We start from the raw sequence: 26,317 nt of genomic DNA on the forward strand, positions 1-26,317 counted from the left end.
CGAGGCATCCCACACACCATTCCCGAGCGGCCAGCCATATCAGCAACCGACTCCCGTGCGGCAGCAGGGCGGCCAGCCGCGACCCCTTCGACAAGGAGTCCACAAACGACGCAACGTCGTGGTGCGATGCTGCAACCGCCTCAAGCATGGCGTGGCATCGCAGCCCGCCGCGACAGGAGAGTCGACTCCTACCAAGCAGCCATCACCCTCGCTTCGGGCCTGGTGTGGGCGTGACATGTGACGACAACTTCCAGCACGTATCCGGACCGGAAGTCCGGACATTATCTGCCCGACCAGGCACTTCGAGCATCCTGGCGCACAAGGCGGCTCGGAGCTCCAGTACCGCACGGCCTTCTATGAGCGTCAGCGCACCAAAACGGTGCGACGTCTCTCCGAAGGGGCTCTCTCATCGTGACCGTGGCACTGCTGTCTACCGTGATCTGCGCTGGTGCACTCACCCTCCAGCGCGCCATCTATCCGCTGGCCCTCCTGGTCGGCTTCTTGTCAGCGCTGCGCGGCCTGAGTGCCCCCGAGCGCGTCTTGGCCTTCCGCGCCTTTGCCCGAGCAGTTGCGGACGTTAGTAACCACCCCCCGCGCGGTTCCGCACGATCGGACCAGCATTCTCCTTCAGCTCACCTGCATTGAAAGGGCATAGAAGTGAGCAGCGCAATGTCAGATGCAGGCAGTTCCAAGGAACCTCAGAGGTCAGGAAAGGTCGCTCTGCTCGATCGGTCGGCGCCACCACTCCGTGGATTTAAAGCACCCCATGAGCCAGTGCGCTTGCGCATCGTTGAGGATGACGCTGCTGATCATCGGAATGGGATCAAAGCGGAGCATCCCCTCCTGAACGCGCACGGGATCCCAGTCAAGATCATGATGAAGCAAAACCGCGAATGGCCTCCCACGCTGCTGCCAAAAGATCATGGGTTCGCCATACTCGTTCTCGAAAGGCTTAACGACATCATGCGGAGTGAACTCAACGTCCGCCCAGGTCAGCCCAACGACCAACCCCTTGACGTTCCCAAACCAGGACGTTTCTCATGCTCTGCACGAAAGTCCCGATCGTATCGTCGTTCAGCACGGACTCCCGTGAGACGACAACAGACTTCAGCATCGTGCGCAGCGCTTCGGCTCGGCGGAGCTGACGGGTCGCGTTAGCCCAGAAGAGGCCGCCCCGCTCAGGATCATGGACGACACAGAGCACTGGCAGGCTACCGTCGCGCCAGTTGCCCCCGTGATCCCCGACTCGGATGCGACGGCCCCTTCTGGTTCGCGACGAGACTCCACCCTTGACCTGCACGGCCATGGAGTCTGCTGTTCGCTCGCCGTTCTGCACGAAGGTGACGTGCAGGTCCTCACCGTGGTCGTTACCGCCGTCGACCTCCTGCACGATGTGCCCGTGCCGCTCCAGAAGCGCACGCACCTCATTCAGGGCCATACGCCCAACGCGCCGACTCTCAGGCACCTTCGGCATCCCGCCCCCTCTTGATCTACGGGGACAAGGCTGGAACAGCCGACGACGCACAATCAGCTTCCCAGCCAAGAACGGTATTGCGCCCCAGCCCGCGAGAGACCGCGGAAGACACACGCGCCCGCGGGCTCCCCTCGCGCTCGCGCCGCCCGCACAGGACAATGTCCTCTCTCACCCATGCTCTCGGAGGGGGACGCATATGCGGGAAAGCCACCGGGCCGAAGCCGAGAGGCTGTTGGTACGTGCCGTGGAGGAAGAGGTACGGCGCTCCGGCGGGCGGACCGAAGGGAACACACTGCTGGCACGCGGGCGCGGCGCCCTGGATGCCATGGCGGCGGGCGCGGACGAGGAGTACACCGCGTACGTGCGGGCGCTGGACGCGGAGCGGGCCGAACGCCCGGCGCTGTCGGAGCGGTTCAGCAGGCAGTCCCTCGGCACGCCCGTGCTGGTCACCTCCGTCGCCGCGGTCGCCGCCGTCGGCGCGGACGTCGCGCTGGGCACCGCCACGGGCATCGCGTTCGGCGCCGGGGCCGTCGTGGCGGTCGCCGGGGCCGCGACCACCGTCGCCAAGGTGACCGCCTCGCACTGGCCGGCCGCGCACCGCAGGGCCGGGGCCGCGGGCCAGCCGGGCGGCACCGAACAGTTGCGGCTCCAGTGGCTGACGGCGCTGGAGGTACGGGGCATCCGCCCGTTCCTCGACCAGCAGCGGGTGCTGACCTCCGCGACCCGGCGCACCACCAAGAAGCCCACCGTCGTGCCGCAGTTGCGCGGCGGGGACCGCAGCGCCGCCGCCCGCAGGCGCAGTGTGCTCGAACGGTCCTTCGGTCATCTGCCCGAGCCGGACGGGCCGTTCGCCGGGCGGCGCGCGGCGATGGCGCAGATCGCTCAGTGGGTGCACGCGGCCCGCGTGTCGACGGAGACGAAGCCGACGGTCGTGGTGCTGTACGGCGCGCCGGGCTCCGGCCGTACCGAGCTGGCCGTACGGGCCGCGCATCAGCTCAAGGACCAGTTCAGGGGCGCGTGCGTGGTCGACCTGCGCGGCGGCGGCTCCTTCGAGGCGCCGCTGTCGACCCGCGACGCGCTGCTGCATCTGCTCAACCGGCTGGGCGCGCCCCGCGAACAGCTGCTGTTCCGTGAGGGGTCCTCCCCGGAGCAGCAGGTGCGGCGGCTGAGCGAGCTGTACCACCAGCATCTGACGGGCCTGCCGGTGACGGTCGTCCTGGACGACGCCTCCGATCCCGAGCAGGTGCGGACGCTGGTGCCGGAACGGTCCGAGAGCCTGGTGCTGGTGACGGCGCGCGAGCGGCTCGATCTGCCGGACGACGTACCGGCCTGGGTGCACCAGCTGCCCGTCGAGCCGCTGGACACGGCGGGCGCGGAAGAGCTGCTGCGGGCCGTGGCCGCACCCCCCGCCGCGTCGGCGGAGGGACCGTACGACGCGCAGTCCACCGACCGCGTCGCCGAGTTGTGCGGCGGCCTGCCGCTCGCGCTGCGGATCGCCGGGTCCTCGCTCGGGGAGCGCACGGCGCAGCGGCTGGCCACGGACCTCGACGCGTACGGCCCGGTCGAACCGGCCGAACGTGCCCTGTGGGTGCGCTACACCGACCAGGGCGACCAGGCCCGCATGCTGCTGCGCCGCCTCGCGCTGGCCGGCCGCGCGTCCCTGGGCGTGGCAGCGGCGGCGGCGCTGCTGGCGACGGACGAGCAGGAGGCCGGCCGGCCGCTGGCCGAGCTGTCCCGGGCAGGGCTGATCGACCACGTACGGGCCGGCCGCTACCGGCTGCACGATGTCGTCAGGATCTTCGCGCACTCACGCCTGCGGGACGAGGAGAGCGCCGAGGACCGTACGGCCGCCCAGGAGCGGCTGATCCGGAACTACGGCGAGCTGGCCGACTCCGTGATCCGGCTGGTCGACGGCAAGACCTCCACCCGCGCGGACCTCTTCAAGACGGCGGCCGGAGCGCACGGCTTCTCCTCGCTGGAGTCCGCGCTGCGCTGGCTGGACGACGAGTCGAGCTTCATCACGGCCGCGCTGCGGCACGCCGAGGGCGTCGACCAGCAGGCCGTACTGAACCTGCTGGGCGCGCTCTGCGACTACTGCCTGCTGCGCGGCGACCTCTACCGGCTGGGCGAGATCAACGAGCTGACCCAGGCGGTGGGCCAGGGGCTGCTGCTCCGCTCGGTCCAGTGGCGTACGGGCATCGCGGCCCGCCAGCTCGGCGAGCTGGACAAGGCGCGCACCACCCTGACCACCGTCGTCGGTCTCTACCGGGAGGCGGACCACGACGCGGGCGCCGCCCGCGCGCTGTGCTCGCTCGGCATCACCCTGCACCACCAGGGCAATCTGGCCGAGGCGTCGGCGAAGCTGCGCGAGGCGCTCGCGCTCCAGTCCCCGGAGCCGCTGGCCGGCGACCGCGGCTGGACGCTGCACGCCCTGGCGGCCGTCGAGCGCGACCGGGGCTCGGTGGCCGAGGCGCTCACGCTGCTCTCCGGCGCGCTCGTACTGCACCGCGAGAACGAGTCCCTGCACGGCGAGGCGTGGACGCACTTCCAGCTCGGCCAGTTGTATCTGCGGCTGGGCGATGTGGCGCGGGCGGAGGCGGAGCTGCGCGCGGCCCTCGATCTGTACGGCAGGACCCGCGACGGCCGCGGCGAGGCCTGGGCGATGACCCAGCTCGCCCGCACCCGGCTGGTGGACGGCGACCCGGCCCCGGCGGTCGGCGAACTGCGCGAAGCCCTCGCCCGCCACCGCGAGAACGAGGACGCGCGCGGCGAGGCGTGGACGCTCTACTACCTGGGCCAGGCGCTGGAGGAGACCGGCGACCGCGACCAGGCGGTACGGGAGCTGGAGCGGGCGCGCACGATGTTCTCCCGGATGCGCGACGTGTACGGGCTGGCCTGCGCCCGGCACCACTCCGGCCGGGTCACCCGCGACCAGCGCGCCGCCCAGACCGGCAACCTCCGCAACTCCGGCTTCGCCCGCCAGCTGCTGACCGACGCCCGCGCGGACTTCCGCCGCATCGGCGTCGCCCACGGCGAGGCGTGGACCTGTCTGGAGCTGGCCATCATCGACGCCGGCAACAACCGCCCCGGCCAGGCGCTCCAGCTCTGCGACGAGGCGACGGCGCTCTTCTCCTCGTACGACGACCACCGCGGCGCCGACTGGTCCCGCTTCCTGCGCTGCACGCTGCTGCCGTACGCCTCGGCGGGCGGTATCGACGTGGGCTCGGTGGTCGCCGAACAGGAACTGTCCGACCTCACCGCCGCCGCCCACCCGGCCCGCGACGGCAAGCTCGCGGAGTCCGCGGCGACGCTCGGGGTCATGCTGGGCCGGGGCCTGCGGCTGGAGGACGGCTGGCAGGCATGGCAGCTGGGAATGGTGCCGAACCGCCACGCGCGCGAGGTGATGGGCGTACCGGTGACATCGCCCGGGTAGCCGTCGCGTCCGGCCCCTTGACGCCTGCGGGCGGCGTCAAGGGGCGGGGCGTGAAGGGGCGGGGCGTGAAGCCGGCCGGTGCCGCGCTACTCGCCGCGCGGGGCGGCGGACGCCGGCTCGCTCTTCGCGGACCCCGCGGACGCGGCGGGCGTCTGCGCGGGGGCCTCCTCGAAGTTGACCTTGCCCATGTGGCGGTTCATCGACTTCATCAGCAGCCACACGCCCCCCGCCATCACCGCGAACACGATGAACCCGAGCACACCGGGCGTCACCTTGTTCTCGTCGAGCTCCTTGGCGAGAGGAGCCACGAACGCCATCGCCTGAGTCGCATACATATCAGTCATTGTCGCGGATGCCCGCGAACAGGTCGCTCTCGGGGAGGGATGTATCGACGAGCGACTTCGCGAGCTCGTACTCCTCGGTCGGCCAGACCTCCCGCTGGATGTCCATCGGGATACGGAACCAGCCGCCGTCGGGGTCGATCTGGGTGGCGTGCGCGATCAGCGCCTTGTCCCGGATCTCGAAGAAGTCGGCGCACGGAACGTGCGTGGTCAGCGTCCGCTCCACCCGCTCGATCTCCTTCCACCGCTCCAGCCACTCGCCGTACGGGGACTCCAGGCCCCGGGCGAGCAGCGCCTCGTGGAGCGCGACCGTGCGCGGCCGGTTGAAGCCCTGGTTGTAGTAGAGCTTCTCCGGCTGCCAGACGGGACCGAAGTCGTCCTCCGGGTACTTCTCCTTGTCCGCCGCGGACTCGAACGCCACCATCGAGATCTTGTGGGTCATGATGTGGTCCGGGTGCGGATACCCGCCGTTCTCGTCGTACGTGGTGATGACCTGCGGCCGGAACGACCGGATCAGGCGTACGAGACGGCCCGCCGCCTCGTCCACGTCCTCCAGCGCGAAGCAGCCCTCGGGCAGCGGCGGCAGCGGGTCGCCCTCGGGCAGCCCCGAGTCGACGTACCCCAGCCACTCCTGCTCGACGCCGAGGATCTCGCGCGCCTCGTCCATCTCCTTCTTGCGTACCTCGTGGATGTGCTCCTGGATGTAGGCGTCGCCCTGGAGCTTGGGGTTGAGGATGGAGCCGCGCTCGCCTCCCGTGCAGGTCACGACCAGCACGTCCACCCCCTCGGACACGTACTTGGCCATGGTGGCCGCGCCCTTGCTCGACTCGTCGTCGGGGTGGGCGTGAACGGCCATCAGCCGCAGCTGCTCAGTCAAGACTCGATCCTCAGTGATGTGTCGCATCGGACGGCTTCTATAGTGACGGATATCGGGCGGCGGAAATTCCGGCTTGCCCGAGTCCGAAAGGAACGATCATGGCCGTGGTGCGCGAGGAGCCTCCCCGAGGCCGTTACGGCCGCTCGGCGGACCAGCGCGCGGACCGCGGACTGAAGGTCGTCGGCGCGGTGCTCGGCGTCGCGCTGATCGGGCTGATCGGCTGGTTCGGCTATCACTACGTGGTCGAACGGAGTGTCTCCGGCGAGCTCATCAAGTTCAAGAGGGTTTCCGCCACCGCGGTCGAGGCGCATCTGGAGGTCCGCAAGGACCGGGACGCCACCGGCAGCTGTACGTTGCGCTCCCTCGCGGAGAGCGGCGCGGAGGTCGGCCGGCTGGACGTGCGCTTCGGCGCGGGCGAGACGCGGATCGACCGGGTCGTCACGGTGCGTACCACCGACAGTGCCACCAGTACCGAGCTGCTGGGCTGCACGTCGGACTGAGCCCCGCCCGGGTCCTGCCCCGACGGCCCGGCCTCCGGACGGACGGAAGCGGGCGACACGAGCGCGGTGACCCGCCGCCTGCACCCCGGATGGACATCGCTGACCTGCGTTGATGTAATTCTGATGGCATTCGTCCTCCCCCTCGCGCCTCGAAATTGTTAGGCTCGTGGTTTCGCCCACCCGAGAAGGCACATTCTTCTGGGTAGGGCGTTGCTTTGTATTCCCGGTACCTACGAGGAGCACCTGTGACCCAGACCAGTGAGAACGTCACCTGGCTCACCCAGGAGGCGTACAACCAGCTGAAGACCGAGCTGGAGTACCTGTCTGGTCCCGCGCGCGCGGAGATCTCCATGAAGATCGCGGCGGCCCGTGAAGAGGGCGATCTGCGGGAGAACGGCGGGTACCACGCGGCCAAGGAGGAGCAGGGCAAGCAGGAGCTCCGCTTGCGCCAGCTGACCCAGCTCCTTCAGAACGCGAAGGTCGGCGAGGCCCCGGCGGACGACGGGGTCGTCGAGCCCGGCATGGTCGTGACGATCGCCTTCGACGGAGATCCCGACGACACCCTGGAATTCCTGCTGGCCTCGCGTGAGTACGCCAGCTCGGACATCGAGACCTACTCGCCGCAGTCCCCGCTGGGCAGCGGTGTGAACGGCAAGAGGGTCGGCGAGGACGCGGAGTACGAGCTGCCGAACGGCAGGACCGCCTCCGTGAAGATCCTCGACGCCAAGCCCTACCGGGGCTGAGTCCGGGCCGGTACACCCACGGGTGTACCGGCCCTCAGGCATGACGACGCCGTGGGCCTCAGCCCAGGATCGTGTAACCCGCCTCCCGCAGCGCCGCCGCCACCGCCGTGCAGTGCGCGGGCCCCTTGGTCTCCAGATGCACTTCCACGTCCGCCTCCGTCAGCCCGAGCCGCGGATCGGTCCGTACGTGGCTCACATCGAGCACATTGGCGTCGGCGACCGACAGCACCCCGAGCATCGTCGCCAGCGCGCCCGGCCTGTCCGTCACCCGCAGCCGCAGACTCAGATAGCGCCCGGCCGCCGCCATGCCGTGACGCAGGATCCGCTGCATCAGGACAGGGTCGACGTTGCCGCCCGAGAGCACCGCGACCACGGGGCCGTGGAAGGAGCCCGGGTCGCTGAGGAGCGCGGCCACCGGGCTCGCCCCCGCCGGTTCCACCACCAGCTTCGCCCGCTCCAGGCAGAGCAGCAGGGCGCTGGACAGCTCGTCCTCGGAGACCGTGCGCACCTCGTCGACCAGCTCCTGGACCAGCTGGAACGGGATGTCGCCGGGCCGCCCCACCTTGATGCCGTCCGCCATCGTCTGGGGTGACTCGACCGCCATCGGCCGGCCCGCGGCGAGTGAGGGCGGATACGCGGCGGCGCCCGCCGCCTGGACCCCGATCACCCGGACATCAGGGCGCAGCGACTTCACCGCGAGGGCGATGCCCGCGGCCAGCCCGCCGCCGCCGATCCCGACGACGATCGTCCGTACCTCCGGGCACTGCTCCAGGATCTCCAGGCCGACCGTGCCCTGTCCGGCGATGATGTCCGGGTGGTCGAAGGGGTGGATGAAGACCGCGCCGGTGTTCCTGGCGTACTCCTGGGCGGCGGCCAGCGTCTCGTCCACGACCTGTCCGTGCAGCCGTACCTCCGCGCCGTAGTCGCGGGTCGCCGCGACCTTCGGCAGGGGCGCTCCGACCGGCATGAACACCGTCGAGCGGACGCCGAGGAGGGTGGAGGCGAGCGCGACGCCCTGCGCGTGGTTGCCGGCGCTGGCCGCGACGACGCCCGCCGCGCGCTCCTCCGGGGAGAGGCAGGCGATCCGTACGTACGCGCCGCGCAGCTTGAACGAGCCGGTCCGCTGGAGGTTCTCGCACTTGAGGAGAACGGGTGCGCCGACCAGCTGCGTCAGATAGCGGCTCCCCTCCATCGCGGTCGTCCGCGCGACGTCGGACAGCATCTTCTGGGCCCCTCGGATGTCATCGAGCATCAGGGGGTGGGAGGGGTGGTGCGCGGGGCGAGGCACCGGGCGGGACGTACCGAAGCTCATGAGAGCCAGTCTCGCAGCTCACCGGCCGGAGGGCCGTCGGTGTCCACGGCCGGCGGTCGGCGTCCACGGTCGGTGTCCACTGTCGGCCATCGGCGTCCACGGCCGGCCGCGTCCGCCGCGGGACCCGGGCGGGCCCGGGTCATGTACGGCCTGGGGTTGGCCGGGGCAGGTACGGCGTCGGGTTTTCGCAGGGCAGGTACGGTCCAAGCCGTCGCCGCGTACTCTGTCCCCCACCAACCGACCCCCGTACGAGAGAGCCCCAGCCATGCCCCCCATTCAGGACATGACTTCCGCTGCGTCGGTCTCCAGGGAGACGGCCTCCGAACCCTCGGACGACGCCGGCCTCCTCGATGCCCTCCAGCACCAGGTGGCCGTCTTCGCCCGGCGGGCCGAACAGACCCGGCTCGGTGGTGTGGGCCAGGTCCGCAACTCGATGGACCGTGCCGCGTATCTGCTGCTCAACCGGCTCGACCGGGAAGGTCCGATGGGCGTCAAGGCGCTGGCCGCCGGGATGGGCATCGACTCCTCGACCGTCACCCGGCAGGTCGCCCCGCTGGTCGACACCGGCCTGGTCAAGCGCACCTCGCATCCGGAGGACGGGCGCGCGGTCGTGCTCGAACTGTCGGCGCGCGGACTGGCCCGGCTCGAAGAGGTCCGCTCGTCACGGCGCGAGCTGATGGCACAGGTCACGGGCGGCTGGACGGAGGAGGAACGGAACTCCTTCACCACCCTGCTGACCCGGTTCAACGGCGCGCTGTCGGCGCGCGCGGCCGGGCTGCCCTCCGGTGAGGGCGGTACGGACGGCACGGACGAACCGGACGCGGGCGACCGCCCGGCGGCGGAGGTCGCCCAGGACGCGCGGCAGAGCGCGGGGCAGGGCGCGGGGCAGGGTGTGCACCGGGGTGCGGATACGCCCTCTTGACCCTGGGCCCCTGACTGGCCTCATATGAGGTCGTGCGAGAGCGTCGGGCGGTCCTGGATCGCCGCCGCGCCCGGGAGTTCGAGGCGTTCGCAGCGGGCGCGGCCGGCCGGCTTCTGCATGCGGCCGTACTGCTCACCGGCGAGCCGCCCGACGCCACCCCACGGGCCCAGCGCCTGCTGGTCGCCGCGCTGTCCCGGACGTACGCGGAGTGGGACCGGCTCAGCGGCGACGACGGCGAGGATCCGTACGACCGCGCCCGCCAGGAGCTGGTGCTGCGCTTCGCCCGCGAGGCCGCCTGGCGCGACCCGGCCCGGCGTGGCCGCCGGGCGAGCGGTGTGCTCGGGGTGCTCGGCCCGCAGGAACGTGTCGTGCTGGTGCTGCGCCTGTACGAAGGGCTGGCCGAGGAACAGACGGCGGCGCTGATCGGGCTCCCGGAGGAGCGGGTCCGCGTGCTCTGCGCACGGGCGATCGCGACGATACGGGAGCCGTCGCGGCGGAGCGGGACGCAGCCGGGCCCGTCCGGGCCGCGGGAGGCGGGCCCATGAGGAGCACCGACCGCAAGCGGGCCGAGGTGCTGCGGATGATGCTGGACGCGGCACGCCCCGACGTACCGGCCGACATCGCCCGCCGCGCCGCCCACCGCGGCGCCCGGGTGCTGCGCAGGCGCCGGGCGGCGCGGCGGGCGTTCTGGACGCTGCTGATCGTGGCGCTGATCGTGTTCGGCGTCTGGGCGTCGACCGCGCATCCGTGGTCGGCGCCGCCGACGGAGACGACACCGCCGCTGGAGGACTGGTACGGCTGGTGAAGCCCGTGAAGCCCGGCCGGCGACGGTCGGCGGCTGTCGGCTACCGGCTGTCAGCTGCCGACTGCCGACTGCCGGCAGCAGCCCGCGGTGGAACGGCCGCTCAGCCCAGCGCCTGCTGGAGATCGGCGAGCAGATCGTCGGCGGACTCGATCCCGACGGAGAGCCTGACCAGGTCGGAGGGCACCTCCAGCGCCGAGCCCGCCGCCGAGGCGTGCGTCATCCGGCCGGGGTGCTCGATCAGGGACTCGACGCCGCCGAGGGACTCCCCGAGCGTGAACAGCTTCGCGCGGTCGCAGACCGCGACCGCCGCCTCCTCGCCGTCCTCGACCTGGAAGGAGATCATCCCGCCGAACGCCTTCATCTGCTTGGCGGCCACCTCGTGCCCCGGGTGCTCGGGCAGCCCCGGGTAGAGGACCTTGGAGACGCGCGGGTGCGCGGTGAGCATCTCGGTGATGCGCGTGGCGTTCTCGCTGTGCCGGTCCATCCGTACGGCGAGGGTCTTGATGCCGCGCAGCACCAGCCATGCGTCGAAGGGCCCGGCGACGGCACCCATCGCGTTCTGGTGGTAGGCCAGCTCGTCCGCGAGCTCCGCGTCGTCGACGATCAGCGCGCCGCCGACGACATCGGAGTGCCCGCCCATGTACTTCGTCGTCGAGTGGACGACGACATCGGCGCCCAGCGCCAGCGGCTGCTGGAGGTAGGGGCTGGCGAAGGTGTTGTCGACGACGAGCTTCACCCCGGCCGAGCGCGCGATCCCGGCGAGCTGGGCGATGTCGGTGATGTTGAGGAGCGGGTTCGAGGGAGTCTCGACCCAGATCGCCTTCGTACGGGGGGTGAGCGCGGCCTGTACCGCCGCCGGGTCCGAGGTGTCCGCGACCGAGAAGTCCACGCCCCAGCGGGAGACGACCTTGGCGAAGAGCCGGAAGGTGCCGCCGTAGGCGTCGTTCGGGATCACGACATGGTCGCCGGGCGCCAGCAGCGTACGCAGCAGGCAGTCCTCGGCGGCGAGCCCGGACGCGAAGGCGAGCCCGCGCCGGCCGCCTTCCAGGGCCGCGAGGTTCTCCTCCAGCGCGGTACGGGTGGGGTTGGCGCTGCGGCTGTACTCGTAACCGCCGCGCAGGCCGCCGACGCCGTCCTGCTTATAGGTGGACACCTGGTAGATCGGGGGGACGACGGCGCCGGTGCGGGGATCGGCGGTGTTGCCCGCGTGGATGGCGCGAGTCTCGAAGTGATGCGGCTCGCTGGTGTGCTGGTGGGTCATGGGTCCTGAGGGTATCGCCGGTTCGCCTCGCGGCGGGGCGCCTTCGGCCTCCGGCGCGGGGTGGCGGGCGCGGGTGCGGGTGCGGCGCCGGGGCCGGTGGGCTGGTGCCGGGGGCCGGGGGTGAGTGCGGGCAGGTGGTCGCTCCGTGGGGGTAGGGGCGGGGGCGGGCATTCGGCATCCGGGACAATGGGGCCATGGAGATTCTCTGGTTCCTGATCGCGATGGGCCTGCTGGCCGCGGTCATCGTTCCGTTCGTCCGGCGCGGCAGGGGCGGTATCCGCCAGGTCGCCCCGGGATCGCCCGATGCCGCCGACCCGGCCGCGTACGGCTTCGTACGGCAGGAGGCGCTGGACGTGCGGCTGCCGGGCCCCGATCAGGACCTCCTGGACGTACTCGACGTCGTGCAGCACACGCAGGACTGGCGGGCCGCCGCGCAACTGCTCGCGGGCACCGCGAAGGAGGGCGAGGTGCGCTGGCAGCGCGTGCAGGCGTTCGCCGGGGCGGCCTCGCTGGAGCTTCAGGCGGCGTCGGCGGGCGCGCCGGTACAGGAAGGGCAGCGCCCGGCGGGCGGCGCGTGGCTCCGGGCCTGGCGTGCCGAGTCGCCGAAGGACGCGGGCGGCGCGGCGGTGCACGCGGAGTTCCTGGCGCAGCAGGCGTGGCGGTCCTCGGCCGCCGGGACCGATGAGTTCCGGATCATCCTGGAGGAGGCCCGTACGGTGTGCGGCGAGGCCGCCCTGCTGGCGCCCGGCGACCCCGTGCCGTACATCATCGAACTGGCCGTGGCCCGTGGGCTCGGCTACTCCCCCGAGCGGTTCGACCAGCTGTGGGCGAAGGTGATCGACCGCGCTCCGGCGCACATGGGGGCGCATCTGGCGGCGCTGCACTACTGGTGCGAGAAGTGGCACGGCTCCCGCGAGGAGGCCGACCGGTTCGCGACGGCGGCGGCCGCGCGCGCACCGCAGGGCTCGCTGCTGGCGGCGCTGCCGCTGTTCGCGGTGTACGAGCACCTCCCCGAGGTCAATCTCGTGCAGGGCTTCTACCAGAGCGCGGTGGTCAAGAAGGCGGTGGAGGGAGCGCTCTTCGCGGTCCACGCCGCCCGGCAGGACGACCCGATGCTGCCGCACGTACGGCATCTGCTGATCCTGTTCCTCGTACGGTCCGAGCGCTGGGCCGAGGCGATGAACCAGCTGGTCCGGGTGGACGGCCATGTCGGGGCGCTGCCGTGGACGCACGACGGGGACCCGGCGGCGGAGTACACGGTGTACCGGGCGCTGGCGGTGGCGGGGTACGAGGCGAACGGCGGCAGCCCGGCGACGCTGCCGCAGTGAGGTGGCCCCCCGGAATGTCCGGGGGCCGTCGTACGTTCCTCTGAGCAGGACACCACATCTGAGGAGAGCCATGTTCCTGCGCCGCACCCCCGAGCTCCCCACCCCCGAGCAGGCCCTGCGCGGCCGCCCGGAGCCGACGTTCGCGGTCCCCTCCCGCCACACGGTCCTCGGCAACCCCTTGCTGGGCCCGTATCCGCAGGGTCTGGAGATCGCCGACTTCGGCCTGGGCTGTTTCTGGGGCGCGGAGCGCACGTTCTGGCAGAAGGAAGGCGTCTGGACCACGCTGGTCGGGTACCAGGGCGGTTCCACGCCGAACCCCACCTACGAAGAGGTCTGCTCGGGCCTGACGGGCCACACCGAAGCGGTCCGCGTGGTCTATGACCCCAAGGTCGTCTCGTACGCCGACCTGCTGAAGCTCTTCTGGGAGTCCCACAACCCGACCCAGGGCTTCCGCCAGGGCAACGACGTCGGCACGCAGTACCGCTCGGCGGTCTACCCGCACTCCCCGGCCCAGTCCGAGGCGGCGGAGTCCTCCCGCGCGGCCTACCAGAAGGTCCTGACGGGCAACGGCTACGGCACGATCACCACGGAGATCCTCCCGGCGGAAGGCCGCACCTTCTACCCGGCGGAGGCCGAGCACCAGCAGTACCTGGACAAGAACCCGGCAGGCTACTGCGGCCTCGGCGGCACGGGCGTCTCCTGCCCGATCGGCGTGGCCCCGGTCTCGTCCGGCGAGTAATCCGACGACGTCGGGCTCCGCACACGATCGGGTGATCACTGGCGGAATCAACCGGCGCCGACCGGGGTCTGCCTACGCTTCACCCAGTGGAGCACCGCTACGACATCGAGATCGAACCCGAGGTGAAGGCTTGGCTGGACGGGCTGCCGCGCGAGCACTATCGCGCGGTGGAACGCCATGCCGACCGGCTCGCCGACGCACCCACGACGCTTGGCGAACCGCACTCGCGGCATCTGAGCGGCCCCGTCAGAGAGCTGCGCTTCCACTTGGGCCCGGATGCCGTCCGTCTCACCTACTGGCTGGCACCAGGGCGACGTATCGTGCTTCTGACGGTCTTCAAGAAGACCCGGATGCGCGAAGAGCGAGAGGTCCAGCGGTCGCTGTGGGCGCAGAAGGAATGTGACGGGTCGCATCCGACCGCGACCACCGCGTACCACCGGACGTTCGAGGAGCAGGCGTGAGTGCGGGATACCACACCTCGTGGACAATTCCCGAGGAGCATCGGGCCGACCCGGCCTACGTCGAGGCCGGGGCCGCCATCGCTCTGGGACAGGCGGTCCACGACCGCCGCACGGCGTTGGGGATCGATCAAGCCGCGCTCGCCGAACGGACGGACCTGTCCGTGAAGGACATCGAACGGATCGAGGGCGGCGGAACGACCCCCACGCTCCCGTTGCTGCGTGCTCTCGCGGTGGCACTGGACGCGAAGCTGGACGTATCCATCGACACGGAGGAGACCCGCCTCTCCTTCGTGCCACACGCCGCCTGAGCCGACCGCCCACACGCGGTCCGCGAGACCGGGTCTAGCGGGCCACGAACTGGGTCAGGATGGCCTGTACCTCGTAGATGTCGACGCCCTTCGTGAACGTCTTCGTGATCGGCGCGGGGTTGCTGGAGATCCAGATCTTCAGCTCCGCGTCGAGGTCGAACGTGCCGGCCGTCTCCACCGCGAAGTGCGTGATGCTCCTGTAGGGGATGGAGTGGTACTCCACCTTCTTGCCGGTGATCCCCTGCTTGTCGACGAGGATGAGCCGGCGGTCGGTGAAGAGCATGGTGTCGCGGATCAGCGTGTACGCGGCGTGTACCTGTTCGCCCTGGCCCAGGAGGCGCGCGTAGTCCTGCTGCGCCGCCGCCGGGTCGACCGTGTGCGCGTTGCCGAACAGTGCCATAACTGGACCCCCATACATGGAAATTACCTGATCTTCGGACTATACCGGCCACGCGTTCCGTCCGGCGCCGTCGTCTCCGACCGGCGACCGGGCGGTGTCATCCCTCCGTGTACCCCGCAATACAGTCCCCTGTCATGGACTGGATCGAACGAGTCGGAAACCTGCGTCAGTGGACGCAGAACGGAGAACGCGCCCCGCACAAACCCCTGTTGATGCTGTACGCGCTGGGGCGGTTCCAGCGGCAGCCCGAACAGTCGCTGCGCTACTCGGACATCGAGCACGACCTCCGGGAGCTGTTGCAGGACTACGGTCCCACCCACCGGACCTCGCCCGCCTACCCGTTCCACCATCTCGTCAGCGACGGCGTCTGGGAGGTACGGACCGAGCAAGGCGCGGACAGCCCCGGTACGGGGGTCCGTGTGCTGCGGGAGAGCGGTGCGGAAGGGCGGCTGGTTCCGGGGCTGCGGGACGCGCTCGGCTCGGATCTGGCGCTGCTCGGGCGGCTCGCGCGCCTGCTGCTGGACGTCCACTTCCCGCCGTCCCTGCACTCGGACATCGCCGCCTCCGTCGGACTCGACCTCGATCTGGCGGACGGCGCGCCGCGTGCCACCGGTCCCGCCGACGCGCGACGGCGTGCGGTCGAGCTGAGGGGGAAGGTGCTGGTGGCGTACGAGTACCAGTGCGCGTTCTGCGGCTTCGACGGGGCGCTCGGCCGCCTGCCGGTCGGGCTGGAGGCCGCCCATGTCCGGTGGTGGGCCTTCCTGGGCCCGGACACGCTCTCCAACGCACTGTGCCTGTGCTCCCTGCACCACAAGCTCTTCGACAGAGGCGTGCTGGGCCTGGACGCCGGCCGACGGATCACGGTCTCCCGCGAGTTCGTCGGCCGTAGCGCCGCGGCCCGGACCCATGTGCTCGACCTCACCGGCCGGGGGCTCATCGGCCCGCAGAACGGCAGTCCCCGGGTCGCGTCCGAGTACATCCAGTGGCACACAGCCCAGGTGTTCCGCGGCGAAGCACGCGTGGCCGAGCCCGTATGACCGCGCGCACATCTCATCCGGCCAACCGGCGCGTGCCACGCCAACCGGCGCGTGCCATGCCACCCGGCGTGGGTTCACGCCCACTTCACGCCCCCCGCCGCGGCGGATAACTTGAGCCCATGTGCGTCTCGACGGACCAGGCGGAGTTCTCAGGCACCACCCTGTACGCCGGGCGGCTGCATCACGCGGCGCACGGACTGATTCATGTCCTCGGGTATCAGAACACCGCGGCCAGTCTCGCCGTCGGGCCCAACGCCATGCTGCTGCACCTGCCCGCGCGGCACATGTCGCGGGAGAACTTCATCTCGGCGGGGCGCACTCCGGACGTGCTCAGCCGGATGGTCGACGCCGTCCGGCCGGTTCCCGCCGTGGGGTGGGGCGGGATGGCGGGGATGGGGTGGGACCCCGGGCGGGTCGAGGTGTTCGACCACGACATCTATACCGTGCTGCTCGCCGCCGATCCGACGCTCCTCGAATCCGCCCTGATACAGGTGCCGTTACGCAGACGGCCGCGCCTCAATCCGCTCCTGATGGAGTTCTACGCGGCCCACTACCCCGGCCACTCCATCGCCGTGTGCTGCTTCGACAACGCCGAGGCGGAGCGGGCGAAGCCGCTGCTGATGTGGTACCGGCCGACGGCCCCCGACCGGCTGACGCTGCCCGCGCTGGACTGTCATACGGGCGAGCCGCCCGACCTCGACGCCGATGTTCCCGTGGACCACTGGGTGCTGCTGGCCACCGATGAGGCGCCGGAGGGCTGGGGGGAAGCCGTCGATTATCCGCCAGGGATGCGCCACCAGTTGCGGCAGTATCTGCCGGACACCGTCATGGGGTCCTACTTCGGCGGGCGTTCCCTCCCCAACGGCGACTTCGCCATCACCCACGACGATCTGCTCGCGGGCGACCTGGACCGCATACAACGGCTCCGGCCCCACGCCTGAGTCCCCGTTCCCTGAGTCCCCGCCTCCGAAGTCCCCCGCCCCCGAAGTCCCCGGCCCCCGCCGGAATGTGACACAGGGCACACCGGATGGAAAACCCCACGCGCGCCGCGTACGTCTAGCCGGTGTGGGATTCAGCGGGAAGACACCAGCGGAGCTTGACGAGGAGAGACTCGTCAAGCTCGTCGCCAAAGGCGACCGCGCCGCGTTCGAGGAGCTGTACCGGCGTACGGCGCCGTGGCTGGCGGTGCGGTTGCGGCGGCGGTGCGCCGATGAGCAGATCGTCGCCGAGGTCATGCAGGAGACGTATCTGGCGGTATGGCGCGCCGCGAGCGCGTTCGCGGGGGCCGCGGTCGGCGGCACCGCCGTCGGGTGGCTGTGGACGATCGCGGCGCGCCGGCTCGTCGACGCCTTCCGCAGGCGCGCGCACCAGGCCCGGCTGCCCGCCGCCGTGACCGCCGACGCCACCAGGCCGGCCGTCGCGCCCGCCGCCGAGGACGAGGTGCTGGCGGCGGCGGTCGGCGGGGAGGTCGGCGACGCGCTGCGGCGGCTCGCGCCCGAACTGCGCGACGTACTGCGGGCCATGGTGCTCGACGGGATGACCGTACGGGAGACCTCCGTACTGCTCGGGGTGCCGGAAGGAACCGTCAAGACCCGCGCCCGGCGGGCACGGAGAGCGATGCGGGAGGCGCTGTCATGAGCGCGGAGGACCAGGTGGAACACCCGTCGGAGCGGCTCATCGGCCGGTACGCGCGCGGCGACACGGAGGATACGGGCGGGACGGGCGGGACGGGCGGCGCCGGCCTCGCGCACGACGAGGTGTGGGCGCTCGAAGCCCATCTGGAGTCCTGTGCGCGATGCCGTGCGCGCCTCGCCGCGGTCACCCGCGACGCCACCCCGGCCGTGACCGCGCTCGTCGACGGAGTCTGGGCCGAGCTGACACCACAGCTCCCGGCGATCGCGCCGATGCCACAACGCCGCCGGTGGGCCCTGCCGCTCTCGGCCTGGGCCTCCCCCGTGATGGTGCCGTGGCTGTTCATGACCGTCCTCGTCACCCTGACCGCCGTGATCCTCGACAGCCTGAACGACCTCAGCGGCCAGGGCGTCTCCTTCGTGCTGCTGCTGGCCCCCGTACTGCCCGTGCTGGGGGTCGCCGCCTCCTGGGCGCGCGGCCTCGACCCGGCGTACGAACTGATCGCGGGCACCCCGCGCGCCGGGCTCCAACTGGTGCTCCGGCGCACGACATCCGTACTCGTCGTGGTGATCTCCGCGCTGCTGGTGGCCGGTTGGGTGACCGGCGCCGGCGTCGCGCAGTGGCTGCTGCCCTGTCTGGCGTTCACCACCGGCGCGCTCGCGCTCGGCGGGCTGATCGGGGTGACCCGGGCCGCGATCGGGCTGGTGGCGGTCTGGGCGGCGGTGATCGTGGCGCCGACGGTGGCCGTGAGCCGTACGCCCGTGGTCCTCCACGCGGACGCCCTGCCCGTGTGGGGCGCCGTCTTCGCGCTCGGTCTGGTGGTCGTGATCGCCCGCAGAGGCGCGTACACCCTCCTCGGCATCCACCGCTGACACAGCCGTACTTACAAGACAGCCGCGCCACCGCCCCGCACACACGCTCACCTCAACGTGCGACACACACGCGAAAGGGCCTTTGCTCATGACCGAAATGGTGACGACATGACGCGCGGCGTGACCGCCGCCGAAGTGGCACCGCGGACCTACGCCTGGGAGATCCGGGCCGAAGGACTGCGGGTACGGGCCGGCGGCCGCAAAATGGCCGTCGACGGCCTCGATCTGGACCTCGGTACCGGCGTCCACGGTCTGCTCGGCCCCAACGGCGCCGGAAAGACCACCCTCATCCGCGCACTCGCCACCGTCCTCCGGCCCGCCGGAGGCACCCTCGAACTGCTGGGCACACCCGCTCACGCGCAGACCGGCCGGCGCGAGCTGCGCCGCCGTATCGGTTATCTGCCACAGGAGTTCGGGTACTACCGGCGCTTCACCGTCCGCGAGTTCGTCGAGTACATGGCGTGGCTGAAGGAAGTGCCCCACGAGGAGATCCCCGGGGCGGTCCAGCGCGCCATCGAGCGCGTGGGCCTCGCGGACCGCGCCGACGACCGGATGAAGACCCTCTCCGGCGGCATGGTGCGGCGCGCGGGAATCGCGCAGGCGATCGTCAACGACCCGCGGATCCTGCTGCTCGACGAGCCGACGGCCGGGCTCGACCCGGCGCAGCGGCTGCGCTTCCGCGAGCTGCTGCACCAACTCGGCACGGACAGCTGTGTGGTCGTCTCCACGCATCTGGTCGAGGACGTCGCGGCGGCCTGTACGGACGTGGTGCTCATCGCGGACGGCGCGCTGGTGTTCCGGGGCACCCCGGAACAGCTCGCCGACGCGGGCGGCACCGATCACCCGGGCGACAGCCCCATCGAGCGTGGCTACGCGGCGCTGCTCATGCGCTCCGAGCCGGGAAGAGGTACGTGGTGAGCCCGGAAACCCCCGTGGGCCCCAAGCCCCCCGCACGGTCCGAGGCCCCCGCACGGTCCGAGACCCCCGTCAGTCCCGAGACCCCCGCACGGTCCAACGCCCCCGCACGGTCCGATGCCCCCGCGCGGCAGACGCGCGCACGCCGCAGCGGTACAGGCCGGATCCTGCGCATCGAACTCCGGCGCTCGGCCGCCCCGTTGGCCGGCGTCCTGCTCCTGATCCTCGCACTCGCCCTCCTCCAGCTGGTCAGCGGGCCGTGGTGGAAGGGCGCCGAGAGCTGGACGCAGCAGTGGACCTCCACCGCCTGGTGGGAACGGTTCACGATGGTGCTCATGTGGCCGCTGGCGGTGACCGCGGGGGCGGTGCAGGGGATACGGGACCGGCGCTCCGGTACGTCCGAACTCCTCGCGGCCACACCGCGCCCCCGATGGCACCGCGCCACCACGACCGCGGGCGCGTTCGCGCTCACCCTGACCGCCGCGTACGTGCTGGTGTTCCTCTACGGCGGGGTGCGGGTGCTCGCCAACGACGGCTACGCCCATCTCGGCTGGCTGCCGATCCTGGCGGTCGGGGTGCTGGCCCTGGTCGCGGGCGCTCTGCTGGGCATGGGGGTCGCCAGGACCGTACCGTCCGCGCTGACCCCGCCGGTGCTCGCGCTGGGATCCCTGATGGCGGTGCTGATCGTGCACGACACGGTCACCGGCGACCTCGTCCCGAACCGGATCGTGCTCCTCTCCCCCGCGCTCTCCCAGGTGTACAGCGCGTTCCTGACCGTCACGTGGCGCGTCCACGCGGGCCAGGCCCTCTGGCTGCTCGGGCTGGCGGCCACCGGGTTCCTCCTGCTCGTGGCCCGGAAGCCGCGCGCCCGGCTGCTCGCGCTGCTGCCGGTGGTGCTGGGCGCGGCCGTCGCCGTACCGCTCCTGCCCGCCGACAACGCGCGCAACTACGCACTCGACAAGGCGGCGACGGCGCTGGTGTGCGAGGGCCGCGTCTGCGTGACGAAGCTGCACGAACCCCGGCTGGCCGCGCTCAAGGGCCCCGGCGAGGAGGCCCTGCGACTGCTGGGGCGGCTGCCCGACCCGCCGTCGGCGGTCCGCGAGAGCGTCGATCCGTGGCCCGTGGACAAGGAGGCGTCCCCGCCCGCGAACGCCGTACCCGCCAACGCGGTACCGGCCAACGCGGTACCGGCCGATGTCGTACCCGTCGACTTCGAGGCGCAGGCTCTCGACGGCGCGCCGGAGGACGAGTACACCCGCGCCCTGCTGGCGGGCGCCGGCACGGCGCCGTGTCTCGACGCGGACACGAGCGACCCGACCGAGGAGCAACGGCAGGCGTCCTACGAGACCGAGGTCGTACGCGAGCTGGCCGCGCGGACGGTGGCCGCCGCCTGGTTCACCGGTGATCTGAAGCCCCTGCGCGGCACAGGCTGGCCGCGCGCCGACATCGACGCGCTGGCGGGGCCCGCCTGGGACGCGCTGCGCGCCCTGCCGCCCGAAGCGCAGCGCGCGCGGATCACGGCGCTGCGGACCGCCGCGCTCTCCTGCGACGGTGACCTGCTGGACGTACTGAAGAACGGCGGTCCTCGGTGAAACAGCGACAGCCGGAACGACAGGCGGCGGCCCCTGCCCACCGGTCGTCCACGCGTGGGCCTTCCACCGGGCAGGCGTCCACGCGTGGGCCTTCCGGCCGGCAGCCGACTACCCGCCGGCCGTCCACCCGTAGGCCGTCCACCCGCCGGCCGTCCACCCGCTGGCTGACGCTGTACGCGCGCTCCCGCCAGGTCCCCGCGTCCCTCGCCGCCGCTCTGATCGCCACCGTCGCCACCTGGTCGCTCACCCGGGGTGCCGGATCCGATGATCCGAGGACCGGGATTCTGCTCCTGACCTCCGTGGTGGCGGCGGCCACGGTCGGTCTGAGCGGGCAGGACCGCGCGCTCGACCGTACGGCGGCGATCCGCTGGGCGCCCCGGCGCGCGGCCCATGTCCTGCTCATCGGGGTGCTCGCCGGAGCGCTGCTGCTCGCCTTCCTGACCGCCGGTGACGAGCCGGTGCGGGCCGGGACCCTCCTGCGGAACAGCGCCGGGTCGGCGGGGCTCGCCGCGATCGGAGCGGCGCTGTGGGGCGGCCAGTACGCCTGGACGCTGCCCTTCGGCTGGTGCGCGGCGTCGTTGTTCGTACCGTCCACGGGCTCGATCACGTCCCAGGTCACGACGTGGCTGATCCAGCCGTCCGGTACGGCCGCGGCCGACTGGACGGCGGTCGTACTCGCGGTGGGCGGTGGGCTGTTCTACGCGCTGGCCGGGCCCAGGCGCTGAACCGGCGCCGACCGGACAAACGCCCCGCCCGAACATCCCGCCCGAACACCCAACCCCGACGCCACCGTTCACCCGCCCGACACCTTCCCGATGGCCGAAAGCCGCCGGACGGTACCCCGAGAGGTGAGTGGATATGCGCTGACCCACCACGCCTCACGCAGGGGCGCGGTCCCGTGACCACACCAACTGGAGCCCGAATGACCGCCTCAGCCCGTACGCAGCACCGGCCTGACAGCCACCGCCCCGCACGGGCCGGCGGGCGCCCCGGCGGCGCGGCGCGCGGTCTGGCCGCCGGACTGGCCGCGGGCGCGCTCGCGTTGGGCGGTGTCGTCGCGGGCGGCTCCCCCGTCGGCGCGGCCCCGGCGGACCCGGCGGGAACGGGAACGAAGAGCGCCGCTCTCAAGGCCGAGGCCGGCGATCTCCTCGATGTCACGCTCGACCAACTGCGCCCCACCCAGCCCTCCGTGGGCTTCGACCAGATCTACTACAAGCTCGGCCGCTACGGCAGCACCAAGGACGAGCAGAACGGCGACGTCAACAAGCGCTTCGACGACTGGTGCGAGACCAACGGCCAGGAGGAGGCGGCGACGGTGCCGTCGGGCGCCACGCTCTCCGACCCCACCAGCTTCACCTGCACCGTCCCGGTCGGCCAGGAGACGGACGAGACGCGCGCCGCGATGAAGACGGTCGTCGTCGGCCCCGGCGGCGAGCTGTATCTCACCGACGGACACCACTCCCTGACGTCCTTCCTCGAAACGCCCGACGGCGGCGCGAAGACGCACATCCGGCTGCGCGTCGCCGCCAATCTGAGCGGCCTGTCGACCGCCGCCTTCTGGCAGACCATGCGGGAGAAGAAGTGGGTCTGGCTGCGCGACGAGAACAACGACCCCATCACCACCGACCAGCTCCCCCAGCGCCTCGGTCTGGCCCGCTTCCATGACGACCGCTACCGCAGCCTCGTCTACTTCACGCGCGACATCGGCTACCAGGCCCCCGAGGCCGCCGCGGAGTACCTGGAGTTCCTGTGGGGCACCTGGCTGCGCGACCGCGTGGACCTCGACTCGTACGACCTCGACTCCCCCGCCTCCTACCTGACCGCGATCCGCGCCGCCTCCGAGGCGATGTCGGGCACGGCCGGTGACACCGTCATCGCCGACGGCCGCACCGCCGACGAGCTGGGCCGGATGCCGGAGTGGAACGCCGGGAAGAAGCCGACCGGCGGCGAGTTCGGCAAGCTGAGCGCCCCGATCTCGGACGACAAGCCCGGCAAGCTCGCGTACGCGCTGGACTTCCGCGGCCGGATCGCGGCCACGCCCGCCTGTACGAAGACGCTGACCGGCAAGCACACCGGCCCGCTGGTCGTCTCCTCGGGCGTCCTCTGTCTGAACGGCACACGGCAGACCGGCCCCGTCGTGGTCACCTCGGGCGCGAGCCTGGTGGCGACGGGCGCGGACATCACCGGTCCCGTCCAGGCGGCCGGAGCCCACACGGTCCAGTTCTGCGGCACCTCGCTGACCGGTCCCCTCTCCGTGGTCGACACCAAGCGGCAGCTGACCCTGTCGGGACCCGGCTGCACTCCGAACACCCTGAACGGCCCGGTGCAACTGGTCGGCAACCCGTAACAACACGGGCGCCCCGTAGGCACGCGTAAATCCCCTGGGCCGCGCCGAAAGGCGCGGCTACAGTGGGCGGCATGTTCAAGCACTACTACTTCCTGTGATTCCGGACCCGCTCCCCAGGTCCGACACTGCTCAGCCCTGCACAAGGGCGTGACAATCCAGGAAGAAGCATGCGCGAACGCGCCCAATTGGCGATGAAAGACGTGTCCAAGGCGTACGGCGACCGGTCGGTTCTCGACCAGGTGTCACTGACCGTACGTCCCGGCGAGAAGGCCGGAGTCATCGGGGAGAACGGCTCCGGCAAGTCGACACTGCTGCGGCTGCTCGCCGGGGCCGAACGGCCCGACGACGGCGAGATCACCGTCCGCTTCCCCGGCGGCGTCGGCCATCTCGCCCAGACCCTCGCCCTCGATCCCGGCCACACCGTCCAGGACGCCGTCGACGCGGCCCTGGCCGAGCTGCGCGCCCTGGAGCGCCGGATCGCGGCGGCCGAAGCGGCCCTCGGCGAGGCCGGACCTGACGAACTGGCCGCCTACGGGGAGCTGTTGGCGGCCTTCGAGGAACGTGACGGCTACCGCGCGGATGCCCGCGTCGACGCCGCGCTCCACGGCCTCGGACTCGCCCGGGTGACCCGGGACCGCACCCTCGGCTCGCTCTCCGGCGGCGAGCAGTCCCGGCTGGCGCTGGCCTGCGTCCTGGCGTCGGCGCCCGAACTGCTGCTGCTCGACGAGCCCACCAACCATCTCGACCTCCGCGCGAGCACCTGGCTGGAGGACCAGCTCAGGGCGCATCGCGGGACGGTGCTCGCCGTCACCCATGACCGGGCGTTCCTGGAGCGGATCGCGACGACGATCCTGGAGGTCGACCGGGACACCCGTACGGTGACCCGGTACGGCGACGGCTGGCACGGCTACCGGACGGCGAAGGCGGCGGCCCGGCGCCGCCGGGAGCAGGACCATCTGGAGTATCTGGACGAGCTGGCGCGTACGGAGGAGCTGGTCGAGGCGTCCGGCCGGCGGCTCGCGGCCACCGGCAAGGACCCGCGCCAGGGCTTCGGCAAGCACCGCCGCTCGCACGAGGCGAAGCTGTCCGGGCAGGTCAGGGCGGCGCGGGAGCGGTTGTGGCGGCTCAAGGAGAGCCCGGTGCCCGCGCCACCCGAGCCGCTGCGGTTCACGGCCACGCTCGTCGCGTCCGGCGGCACCCGGAGAGCGGAAGAGCCGCTCGCCGGGGCAGCACCCACCGAGGGACTGGCCGTCGGGGGAGCGGTCGCCAAGGGAACGGCCGTCGGGGCAGCGCCCACCGAGGGACCGGCCGTCGGTGGAGCGGCCGCCGAGGGAACGGTCGCCGAGCTGGACGATGTGGTGGTCGGCGGCCGGCTGACGGTGGCCGGCCTCCGGGTGAAGGCGGGCGAACGGCTGCTGGTGACCGGCCCCAACGGCGCGGGCAAGACCACGCTGCTCCGGATCCTCGCCGGTGAACTGCGCCCGGACAGCGGCACGGTGCGCCACACGGGCCGGATCGGCTATCTGCCCCAGGACCTGCCCGCCGTACCGTCCGGGCTCCCGCTGCTGCACGCCTTCGCCACGGGCCGCCCCGGGCTCCCGGAGGAGCACGCCGGCGAACTGCTGGGCCTCGGGCTGTTCCGGCCGGACGACCTCGGCGTACCGGTCGCGGCGCTCTCGGTCGGCCAGCGGCGCAGACTGGAACTGGCCCGGCTGGTGACCCGCCCCGCCGATCTGCTCATCCTCGACGAACCGACGAACCACGTGGCGCTCAGCCTGGTGGAGGAGCTGGAGGAGGCGCTGACGGCGTACGAAGGGGCGGTGGTGGTGGTCTCACACGACCGCGGCTTCCGCGCCCGGTTCACGGGCGGCCGGCTGGAACTGCGGGCGGGCCGTGTCGTGAGCTGATCCGCCCGGCGAGCCGGCGGGCGGGCATCGGGCCGGGAGGAGCGTCAGAGCTTCGCCTGGAAGATTCCCGCCGGCCGCTCCCGCCGGTAGCCGAGCGCCTCGTTCATCGCGAGTATCGACGTGTTGTCGTCGGCGACGGTGGTACGGATCTCCCGTACGCCCGGGTGCAGTTCGCTCAGCCGGCCCAGCAGATGGCGTTTGACGGCGAGGCCCAGGCCCCGGCCCCGGTGGGTGGGGACGACCACCGTGTCGTACTGGAGCGCGCGGGTGTCCGAGGGGGCGGTCAGGACCAGCTCGGTGTAAGCGACGACGGCGTCGTCCCGCTCGGTGTCGAGGACTGCCGAGGTGAGGACGACGCCGCCGCGCTGTTCGATCAGCCGGGCCGCGGTCCGTACCCGCTCCACGTCCCAGCTCGGTGTCCGTTCGTCCAGCTGTCTGCTGGGCCCCGATACGTCACGTCTCGCGTCGTGCGCGCGGGCGAACGCCTCGGCCGTCCCGTCGGGCACGACGCCCGACCAGCCCGCGAAGCGCAGGCCCTCCGGCAGAGCGGGCTGCGGTACCTCCTCCAGCGCCTGGGCGACGCGCTGCACGTACCAGCCGAGCCGCAGGACGTTCGTGAACCCGAGGCTGTCGACGAACGCCTCGCCCGCGCCGCCGAGTTCGAGGACGGTCGAGACGGAGGAGCGCCCCTGGTCGGCGAGTTCGGCGCGTATCGCCGTCCAGAGCGTCGCCCCGATGCCGCGCCGCCGGGCGTCGGGGCGTACCACCAGGGCGTCCAGGAAGGCGGTGTGCCGGTTGGTCTCGTCGGTGAACAGCAGCAGCGAGGCGACGCCCTCGTACGAGCCGTCCTCCCCCACCGCCGCGAGATGAACGTTTCGCCCGCTCACCGGCGGGACCCGCAGCTTTCCGGCGGTCTCCGTCCTGCTCGGCTCCGGCGCGGAGGCCGGCAGATCGCGGACATGGGCCGCGCTGATCACCGCGTGCCAGGCGTCGGTCTCGGCGTCCGAGGGCGGGCTTCCCAGAGTGATCAGCATGGGTCGAACCTACGCGTACGAGGAGGGTGACGCCCCCGACTTAAGGAGACGTCCGGGCGGAACCTGGCCGTACGTCC

General features: G+C 71.8%; 27 protein-coding genes. 19 read left to right on the forward strand and 8 right to left on the reverse strand.

The window, feature by feature from the left end:
- Positions 1–705: 705 nt before the first annotated feature.
- Together ACIOGX_RS24600 and ACIOGX_RS24605 are read right to left on the reverse strand one after the other, a co-directional pair.
- Positions 706–924 (reverse strand): hypothetical protein, encoded by a 219-nt coding sequence (locus ACIOGX_RS24600; protein WP_401916233.1) that lies wholly within the window; start codon positions 922–924, stop codon positions 706–708.
- A 52-nt stretch (positions 925–976) separates the two neighbouring features.
- Positions 977–1,438, reverse strand: coding sequence for a DUF4365 domain-containing protein (locus ACIOGX_RS24605; protein WP_401916235.1), 462 nt, complete (start codon positions 1,436–1,438; stop codon positions 977–979).
- 232 nt (positions 1,439–1,670) lie between these two features.
- Here ACIOGX_RS24605 and ACIOGX_RS24610 point away from each other — a divergent pair, with 232 nt between their 5' ends.
- A complete protein-coding gene (locus tag ACIOGX_RS24610) occupies positions 1,671–4,907 on the forward strand; it encodes a tetratricopeptide repeat protein (RefSeq protein ID WP_401916238.1) in 3,237 nt (1,078 codons plus the stop codon).
- Between the two features lie 86 nt (positions 4,908–4,993).
- Here the strand turns inward: ACIOGX_RS24610 and ACIOGX_RS24615 are convergent, their stop codons facing one another.
- Entirely contained in the window at positions 4,994–5,242 is a 249-nt protein-coding gene (locus tag ACIOGX_RS24615) for a hypothetical protein (RefSeq protein WP_356514358.1), read from the reverse strand.
- Position 5,243: 1 nt separating this feature from the next.
- On the reverse strand, positions 5,244–6,125 hold the full coding sequence (gene mca, locus ACIOGX_RS24620; RefSeq protein WP_356514356.1) for a mycothiol conjugate amidase Mca: 882 nt from the start codon (positions 6,123–6,125) through the stop codon (positions 5,244–5,246).
- A 98-nt stretch (positions 6,126–6,223) separates the two neighbouring features.
- Between mca and ACIOGX_RS24625 the strand changes: the two genes are divergently transcribed.
- Both ACIOGX_RS24625 and greA read left to right on the forward strand, forming a co-directional pair.
- Complete coding sequence (locus ACIOGX_RS24625; RefSeq protein ID WP_356514354.1) at positions 6,224–6,625, forward strand: DUF4307 domain-containing protein; 402 nt, start codon at positions 6,224–6,226, stop codon at positions 6,623–6,625.
- A gap of 245 nt (positions 6,626–6,870) precedes the next feature.
- Positions 6,871–7,368: a transcription elongation factor GreA gene (greA, locus tag ACIOGX_RS24630; protein WP_356514352.1), complete on the forward strand. Its 498-nt coding sequence runs from the start codon at positions 6,871–6,873 to the stop codon at positions 7,366–7,368.
- Positions 7,369–7,426: 58 nt separating this feature from the next.
- Here the strand turns inward: greA and ilvA are convergent, their stop codons facing one another.
- The gene (ilvA, locus tag ACIOGX_RS24635) at positions 7,427–8,680 is read right to left on the reverse strand and encodes a threonine ammonia-lyase (protein ID WP_356514351.1); all 1,254 of its coding nucleotides are present in this window, start codon (positions 8,678–8,680) and stop codon (positions 7,427–7,429) included.
- Positions 8,681–8,945: 265 nt separating this feature from the next.
- On the opposite strand from ilvA, the gene ACIOGX_RS24640 reads away from it, so the two are divergent.
- Genes ACIOGX_RS24640 through ACIOGX_RS24650 form a run of 3 tightly spaced genes read left to right on the forward strand, consistent with a single transcriptional unit; the run spans position 8,946 to position 10,407 of the window.
- Positions 8,946–9,602, forward strand: coding sequence for a MarR family winged helix-turn-helix transcriptional regulator (locus ACIOGX_RS24640; RefSeq protein ID WP_401916243.1), 657 nt, complete (start codon positions 8,946–8,948; stop codon positions 9,600–9,602).
- Between the two features lie 32 nt (positions 9,603–9,634).
- Positions 9,635–10,147: a sigma factor-like helix-turn-helix DNA-binding protein gene (locus tag ACIOGX_RS24645; RefSeq protein ID WP_401916246.1), complete on the forward strand. Its 513-nt coding sequence runs from the start codon at positions 9,635–9,637 to the stop codon at positions 10,145–10,147.
- Positions 10,144–10,407: a hypothetical protein gene (locus ACIOGX_RS24650; protein ID WP_401916249.1), complete on the forward strand. Its 264-nt coding sequence runs from the start codon at positions 10,144–10,146 to the stop codon at positions 10,405–10,407. The genes ACIOGX_RS24645 and ACIOGX_RS24650 overlap by 4 nt, the downstream gene beginning before the upstream one ends.
- A 100-nt stretch (positions 10,408–10,507) precedes the next feature.
- On the opposite strand, the gene ACIOGX_RS24655 is transcribed toward ACIOGX_RS24650, so the two are convergent.
- Positions 10,508–11,668, reverse strand: a complete 1,161-nt coding sequence (locus tag ACIOGX_RS24655; RefSeq protein WP_356514347.1) for a cystathionine gamma-synthase — start codon at positions 11,666–11,668, stop codon at positions 10,508–10,510.
- A 194-nt stretch (positions 11,669–11,862) separates the two neighbouring features.
- On the opposite strand from ACIOGX_RS24655, the gene ACIOGX_RS24660 reads away from it, so the two are divergent.
- The 4 genes from ACIOGX_RS24660 (at position 11,863) to ACIOGX_RS24675 (ending at position 14,504) form a co-directional block, all read left to right on the forward strand.
- Positions 11,863–12,996: a hypothetical protein gene (locus ACIOGX_RS24660; RefSeq protein ID WP_401916252.1), complete on the forward strand. Its 1,134-nt coding sequence runs from the start codon at positions 11,863–11,865 to the stop codon at positions 12,994–12,996.
- A 70-nt stretch (positions 12,997–13,066) separates the two neighbouring features.
- Complete coding sequence (gene msrA, locus ACIOGX_RS24665) at positions 13,067–13,735, forward strand: peptide-methionine (S)-S-oxide reductase MsrA (RefSeq protein WP_383963376.1); 669 nt, start codon at positions 13,067–13,069, stop codon at positions 13,733–13,735.
- An 86-nt stretch (positions 13,736–13,821) separates the two neighbouring features.
- The gene (locus tag ACIOGX_RS24670; RefSeq protein ID WP_401916255.1) at positions 13,822–14,196 is read left to right on the forward strand and encodes a type II toxin-antitoxin system RelE/ParE family toxin; all 375 of its coding nucleotides are present in this window, start codon (positions 13,822–13,824) and stop codon (positions 14,194–14,196) included.
- The gene (locus ACIOGX_RS24675; protein WP_383963371.1) at positions 14,193–14,504 is read left to right on the forward strand and encodes a helix-turn-helix domain-containing protein; all 312 of its coding nucleotides are present in this window, start codon (positions 14,193–14,195) and stop codon (positions 14,502–14,504) included. The genes ACIOGX_RS24670 and ACIOGX_RS24675 overlap by 4 nt, the downstream gene beginning before the upstream one ends.
- 34 nt (positions 14,505–14,538) lie before the next feature.
- Here ACIOGX_RS24675 and ACIOGX_RS24680 read toward each other — a convergent pair whose 3' ends face one another.
- Positions 14,539–14,904, reverse strand: coding sequence for a PH domain-containing protein (locus ACIOGX_RS24680; RefSeq protein WP_129770646.1), 366 nt, complete (start codon positions 14,902–14,904; stop codon positions 14,539–14,541).
- A 134-nt stretch (positions 14,905–15,038) separates the two neighbouring features.
- Here ACIOGX_RS24680 and ACIOGX_RS24685 point away from each other — a divergent pair, with 134 nt between their 5' ends.
- The 9 genes from ACIOGX_RS24685 (at position 15,039) to ACIOGX_RS24725 (ending at position 25,206) form a co-directional block, all read left to right on the forward strand.
- Entirely contained in the window at positions 15,039–15,941 is a 903-nt protein-coding gene (locus ACIOGX_RS24685) for a phosphorothioated DNA-binding restriction endonuclease (protein ID WP_356514341.1), read from the forward strand.
- A gap of 119 nt (positions 15,942–16,060) precedes the next feature.
- Entirely contained in the window at positions 16,061–16,882 is an 822-nt protein-coding gene (locus ACIOGX_RS24690; RefSeq protein WP_401916260.1) for a hypothetical protein, read from the forward strand.
- A gap of 124 nt (positions 16,883–17,006) precedes the next feature.
- The gene (locus tag ACIOGX_RS24695) at positions 17,007–17,579 is read left to right on the forward strand and encodes an RNA polymerase sigma factor (RefSeq protein WP_129770649.1); all 573 of its coding nucleotides are present in this window, start codon (positions 17,007–17,009) and stop codon (positions 17,577–17,579) included.
- On the forward strand, positions 17,576–18,445 hold the full coding sequence (locus ACIOGX_RS24700) for a zf-HC2 domain-containing protein (protein ID WP_401916263.1): 870 nt from the start codon (positions 17,576–17,578) through the stop codon (positions 18,443–18,445). The genes ACIOGX_RS24695 and ACIOGX_RS24700 overlap by 4 nt, the downstream gene beginning before the upstream one ends.
- Positions 18,446–18,553: 108 nt before the next feature.
- Complete coding sequence (locus ACIOGX_RS24705) at positions 18,554–19,363, forward strand: ABC transporter ATP-binding protein (protein ID WP_356514335.1); 810 nt, start codon at positions 18,554–18,556, stop codon at positions 19,361–19,363.
- The gene (locus tag ACIOGX_RS24710; protein WP_401916266.1) at positions 19,360–20,952 is read left to right on the forward strand and encodes a hypothetical protein; all 1,593 of its coding nucleotides are present in this window, start codon (positions 19,360–19,362) and stop codon (positions 20,950–20,952) included. The genes ACIOGX_RS24705 and ACIOGX_RS24710 overlap by 4 nt, the downstream gene beginning before the upstream one ends.
- Entirely contained in the window at positions 20,949–21,677 is a 729-nt protein-coding gene (locus ACIOGX_RS24715) for a hypothetical protein (RefSeq protein ID WP_401916269.1), read from the forward strand. Before ACIOGX_RS24710 ends, ACIOGX_RS24715 begins: the two co-directional genes overlap by 4 nt.
- Before the next feature lie 197 nt (positions 21,678–21,874).
- A complete protein-coding gene (locus ACIOGX_RS24720; protein WP_401916272.1) occupies positions 21,875–23,299 on the forward strand; it encodes a ParB/Srx family N-terminal domain-containing protein in 1,425 nt (474 codons plus the stop codon).
- 167 nt (positions 23,300–23,466) lie between these two features.
- A complete protein-coding gene (locus tag ACIOGX_RS24725) occupies positions 23,467–25,206 on the forward strand; it encodes an ABC-F family ATP-binding cassette domain-containing protein (RefSeq protein WP_401916274.1) in 1,740 nt (579 codons plus the stop codon).
- A gap of 44 nt (positions 25,207–25,250) precedes the next feature.
- Here ACIOGX_RS24725 and ACIOGX_RS24730 read toward each other — a convergent pair whose 3' ends face one another.
- Positions 25,251–26,240 carry a GNAT family N-acetyltransferase gene (locus tag ACIOGX_RS24730; RefSeq protein WP_356514325.1) on the reverse strand — a complete coding sequence of 330 codons (990 nt, stop codon included), beginning with the start codon at positions 26,238–26,240 and terminating at the stop codon, positions 25,251–25,253.
- Positions 26,241–26,317 lie beyond the last annotated feature (77 nt).

The organism is Streptomyces sp. NPDC088147 (genome assembly GCF_044741565.1).
Lineage (GTDB): Bacteria > Actinomycetota > Actinomycetes > Streptomycetales > Streptomycetaceae > Streptomyces.

Excerpts from the sequence above, each read along its gene's own strand:
- ACIOGX_RS24655 (WP_356514347.1), bottom strand. The coding sequence starts at position 11,668 with ATGACCCACCAGCACACCAGCGAGCCGCATCACTTCGAGACTCGCGCC.
- ACIOGX_RS24610 (WP_401916238.1), top strand. The coding sequence starts at position 1,671 with ATGCGGGAAAGCCACCGGGCCGAAGCCGAGAGGCTGTTGGTACGTGCC.
- ACIOGX_RS24625 (WP_356514354.1), top strand. The coding sequence starts at position 6,224 with ATGGCCGTGGTGCGCGAGGAGCCTCCCCGAGGCCGTTACGGCCGCTCG.
- msrA (WP_383963376.1), top strand. The coding sequence starts at position 13,067 with ATGTTCCTGCGCCGCACCCCCGAGCTCCCCACCCCCGAGCAGGCCCTG.
- ACIOGX_RS24640 (WP_401916243.1), top strand. The coding sequence starts at position 8,946 with ATGCCCCCCATTCAGGACATGACTTCCGCTGCGTCGGTCTCCAGGGAG.
- ACIOGX_RS24600 (WP_401916233.1), bottom strand. The coding sequence starts at position 924 with ATGATCTTTTGGCAGCAGCGTGGGAGGCCATTCGCGGTTTTGCTTCAT.
- ACIOGX_RS24690 (WP_401916260.1), top strand. The coding sequence starts at position 16,061 with ATGTGCGTCTCGACGGACCAGGCGGAGTTCTCAGGCACCACCCTGTAC.
- ACIOGX_RS24705 (WP_356514335.1), top strand. The coding sequence starts at position 18,554 with ATGACGCGCGGCGTGACCGCCGCCGAAGTGGCACCGCGGACCTACGCC.
- ACIOGX_RS24680 (WP_129770646.1), bottom strand. The coding sequence starts at position 14,904 with ATGGCACTGTTCGGCAACGCGCACACGGTCGACCCGGCGGCGGCGCAG.
- ACIOGX_RS24650 (WP_401916249.1), top strand. The coding sequence starts at position 10,144 with ATGAGGAGCACCGACCGCAAGCGGGCCGAGGTGCTGCGGATGATGCTG.
- ACIOGX_RS24615 (WP_356514358.1), bottom strand. The coding sequence starts at position 5,242 with ATGTATGCGACTCAGGCGATGGCGTTCGTGGCTCCTCTCGCCAAGGAG.
- ACIOGX_RS24720 (WP_401916272.1), top strand. The coding sequence starts at position 21,875 with ATGACCGCCTCAGCCCGTACGCAGCACCGGCCTGACAGCCACCGCCCC.
- ACIOGX_RS24730 (WP_356514325.1), bottom strand. The coding sequence starts at position 26,240 with ATGCTGATCACTCTGGGAAGCCCGCCCTCGGACGCCGAGACCGACGCC.
- ilvA (WP_356514351.1), bottom strand. The coding sequence starts at position 8,680 with ATGAGCTTCGGTACGTCCCGCCCGGTGCCTCGCCCCGCGCACCACCCC.
- ACIOGX_RS24605 (WP_401916235.1), bottom strand. The coding sequence starts at position 1,438 with ATGGCCCTGAATGAGGTGCGTGCGCTTCTGGAGCGGCACGGGCACATC.
- ACIOGX_RS24700 (WP_401916263.1), top strand. The coding sequence starts at position 17,576 with ATGAGCGCGGAGGACCAGGTGGAACACCCGTCGGAGCGGCTCATCGGC.
- ACIOGX_RS24660 (WP_401916252.1), top strand. The coding sequence starts at position 11,863 with ATGGAGATTCTCTGGTTCCTGATCGCGATGGGCCTGCTGGCCGCGGTC.
- ACIOGX_RS24725 (WP_401916274.1), top strand. The coding sequence starts at position 23,467 with ATGCGCGAACGCGCCCAATTGGCGATGAAAGACGTGTCCAAGGCGTAC.
- ACIOGX_RS24685 (WP_356514341.1), top strand. The coding sequence starts at position 15,039 with ATGGACTGGATCGAACGAGTCGGAAACCTGCGTCAGTGGACGCAGAAC.